Here is a 3,048-nt window from a genome sequence, read left to right as displayed (position 1 = left end):
TTGTGGAAATGCGAACTTAGTATAGATTTGTAGAGCATTTTCATAATGAGCGATGGCTTGTTCAATATTATCAGCTCTCTCCCCTTCTATTCCGTTACGGTAGGTATTGCCGAGATTTTGTTGAATCCCTGCCCAATGTTGGGGACATGTGGACTTGGTACAGATTTCTAGGGCATTTTTATAAGCACAGATTGCTTTTTTTAAATTATCTAATTTATGATGATCGGATTGATATAATTTTTGATACAATTTATTTTTTATTGAATGAACATTGCCGATAATAGTTTGGATTTTATATCGTTCAAATAAATTCATTTTCTCATAAACTTTTAGGGCATTGTTTAAATGCAAACTTGCTTGTTCGAGGTTATCGGCTCTATCTCCTTTGATTCTGTTGAAGTAGGCATTGCCGAGATTGGATTGAGTCCTTGCCCATTGTTTAGGAAATGCCGACTTGGTACGGATTTTTAGGGCATCTTTATAAGCACTGATTGCTTCTTCGATATTATCGGCTCTATCTCCTTTGATTCTGTCGACGTAGGCATTGCCGAGATTGTTTTGAGTCATTGCCCAATGTTGGGGAAATGCTGACTTGGTAAAGATTTTTAGGGCATTTATACAATGAGCAATCGCTTGTTCAATATTATCTGCTCTCTTCCCTTTTATTCTCTCACAGTAGGCACCGCCGAGATTGGTTTGAATCATTGCCCAATCTTGGGGAAATGCCTCCAAGGTAAAAACTATATCAATGACTTGATAACTAGCAATGGCAATTTCTAGGTTACTGGCTATGTCGCCCAGAGTAAACTGTTGAATCAAAATGCCGAACTCGAGAATAACTCTAGCAACATCTTCAGCTAATTTTGGCTGAAGTTGAGGGAGGGTTTCCCTTGCCCAAGATTGCAATATCTGCTCTAAATTTTTATCTAGCTTGTCGAGATTCTTTTGGAGTAGGGGGTAAACTGACTGAGGGCGATGGTCAGTTTCAACTGCCCGTAAGATGGACATTAAGAAGTTGCCATACTCTTGAAATTGTTGTTTGTCCATATTAGTCTACTGTGTTTCCTGTTACCTAATTCTAAGCAGATGCTTTTACTACCTGGAATGAGCGATAAAATGCTTGCCAATTATTGCTATCTCCTGCCAACCTTGCCCACAATTCCTTAAGCCGTTCCGGATTCCAAATCGGAACTGGTTCTTCTTGATTAGGAGTTAACCAAGGAAAATCTAAGGAATCTTCTAAGACAATAGCCAGAAACTCCTCTTGCCCTACCGTATCAAATGTTATCTCTTCACACATTGCCCCTGACTGAGGCATCAGCATTTTCTTTTGTGTGAGTCGATTATCTGGAGCAAAAGCTTGGGAAGGACAGACTACATAGTTGGTAACTACATCCTTGTTATCTATACCGCGATTTAGTAACAACAGATGCTTTTGGTTACAATTTAGCTCCACATGCATATACTAAGGAACGTCTACAACAATTTCATGCTTCTTCCTTGTAGGTCCAACCATGCCTTTAATAGAATCTGGAGTAAAACGAAGCCAATGGGAAGGAGATGCCGCTTTTTTAATCAGGGTTTGCCAAAGCCCATCCATTTGCCAGTAAGGGAATTTATGATCCCATAACCAGCCATAAGCAATTCGCCAAGGAGATTGTTTGTCATCCGCTGGTCTTCCTCGTTTATTCTCCCAATTTACCCCATTTTTATTCATTTCCTCCCCAAACTGCTTTTTCAGCTTTTTCAATACTTCGGCCAGGGTAGCATTAATACTTTGTTCATTAAACCCTCCCAGTTTTTCGTCCATTTTGCGAGCAATGTCCACATTCTCTTCTTGCCAGTTTTCAGGACTAAAACGCAGTAGAAAGCATAGTTTTTGGGTTTCGGATCTTTTCGATATCGGGAAAATCTGGTCAGCGATGTATTCAATGAACTGTTGTTGTTGAGATTGTTGGTTGTTCATGGTATTTATCATAAGAAAGGGAGCAGGCAGCAGGCAGCAGGGAGTAGGGAGTAGGCAAGAGGCAAGAGGCAAGAGGCAAGAGGTAGAACAGGCTTCCAGCCTGTGATACTTAACTCCCATAAGCTGTTCGCGTAGCGTGCGCATAGCGCATTAGCTGATAGCTGATGCGCTATGCGCTGAATGCTTAACTAAATTCTGCCATGTAGATTTCGATTTGTGTTAGGTTAACAGCAATTTTTATTTGTTTTTATTTTAGGATATTTTAGTTTATTACTTCATAGTTATAATACCTATTTTTATTTAGGTATATTTTCCAGTAAATACCATCAAAGTTTTTTATATCAAACTCCTATACACCTATTTTTTTAGTCAATAGGCTAGAAGTCAGAAGCATTTTAAGCTATCAGCTATCAGCTATCAGCCATTCGCGTAGCGTGTTTGGCCAAGGCTGACGGCTGACGGCTGAATGCTTACTAACCATTTCACTTGAAAATAATGACTATGACCAAGAAGACTAATCGCAACCGAAAACGTTGGCTATTAATAGAGTTCGTTGTGGAGTTACTAGCTTTATTCCTTGATGCAAACCTAATCATAGTGTTGAATCTTTGCGTGTTGATTTGGCGTTGGCTCAGGGAAGAAGAAGAGGAGGAGTAGGGTCGATATCATAGTTGCCAAAAAGAAAGTAAGTGTGGGAAGGGTGGGGAGATGGGGAGTGTAAGCTCAACAGGATTTTTTTCCCTCTTCCCTCTTCCCTCTTCCCTGCTCCCGTCTTGATGCAGTCGCTCATGGGGGAAACCCCCAAGACCGCGCTGCATCGCTGCTCCCTGCTCCCTAAAACCTAGATATTTGTACCTCACAAGTCTTAGAATTGCTATAGTTGTAGTCTACTACTTGTTTTAGTAAAGGCACCCTCAGCCCAATATCAGCCATGAAATTCATCAGCCCCAAAACCGACTTTGCCTTTAAAAAAATCTTTGCCTCCCAGGAAAGTAAGCCGATTCTGATTAGCTTCCTCAATGCTCTTGTCTATCACAATCAACCTCTCATCCAAGATTTAGAAATTATTGATCCTTATCAGA

6 protein-coding genes are annotated in these 3,048 nt (G+C 40.4%); 2 read left to right on the top strand and 4 right to left on the bottom strand.

Annotated features, from left to right (window positions below; all coding sequences use genetic code 11):
• The 3 genes from F6K20_RS31610 to F6K20_RS31600 form a co-directional block, all read right to left on the bottom strand.
• Positions 1–1,047 (bottom strand): tetratricopeptide repeat protein (locus F6K20_RS31610; RefSeq protein ID WP_287297383.1); only part of this gene is annotated, 1,047 nt, incomplete at its 3' end.
• A gap of 31 nt (positions 1,048–1,078) precedes the next feature.
• Positions 1,079–1,426 carry a hypothetical protein gene (locus F6K20_RS31605; RefSeq protein WP_131827280.1) on the bottom strand — a complete coding sequence of 116 codons (348 nt, stop codon included), beginning with the start codon at positions 1,424–1,426 and terminating at the stop codon, positions 1,079–1,081.
• A gap of 39 nt (positions 1,427–1,465) precedes the next feature.
• Positions 1,466–2,110: a hypothetical protein gene (locus F6K20_RS31600; protein ID WP_131827279.1), complete on the bottom strand. Its 645-nt coding sequence runs from the start codon at positions 2,108–2,110 to the stop codon at positions 1,466–1,468.
• A gap of 357 nt (positions 2,111–2,467) precedes the next feature.
• Here F6K20_RS31600 and F6K20_RS31595 point away from each other — a divergent pair, with 357 nt between their 5' ends.
• Complete coding sequence (locus F6K20_RS31595) at positions 2,468–2,623, top strand: hypothetical protein (protein ID WP_154659849.1); 156 nt, start codon at positions 2,468–2,470, stop codon at positions 2,621–2,623.
• 8 nt (positions 2,624–2,631) lie between these two features.
• On the opposite strand, the gene F6K20_RS31590 is transcribed toward F6K20_RS31595, so the two are convergent.
• Positions 2,632–2,826, bottom strand: a complete 195-nt coding sequence (locus F6K20_RS31590) for a hypothetical protein (protein ID WP_287257369.1) — start codon at positions 2,824–2,826, stop codon at positions 2,632–2,634.
• A gap of 71 nt (positions 2,827–2,897) precedes the next feature.
• On the opposite strand from F6K20_RS31590, the gene F6K20_RS31585 reads away from it, so the two are divergent.
• On the top strand, positions 2,898–3,048 hold a 151-nt coding region (locus F6K20_RS31585; RefSeq protein WP_287297385.1), incomplete at its 3' end, for a PD-(D/E)XK nuclease family transposase.

The organism is Moorena sp. SIO2C4, from assembly GCF_010672485.1.
Classification (GTDB): Bacteria; Cyanobacteriota; Cyanobacteriia; order Cyanobacteriales; family Coleofasciculaceae; genus Moorena; species Moorena producens.
The sequence above is the reverse complement of the archived record's forward strand: the minus strand, read 5'-3'. Positions and strand labels throughout refer to the sequence as shown.

What these genes read in the sequence shown, in the direction of transcription:
- F6K20_RS31600 (WP_131827279.1), bottom strand. Translation starts at nt 2,110, where the DNA reads ATGCGCACGCTACGCGAACAGCTTATGGGAGTTAAGTATCACAGGCTG.
- F6K20_RS31595 (WP_154659849.1), top strand. Translation starts at nt 2,468, where the DNA reads ATGACCAAGAAGACTAATCGCAACCGAAAACGTTGGCTATTAATAGAG.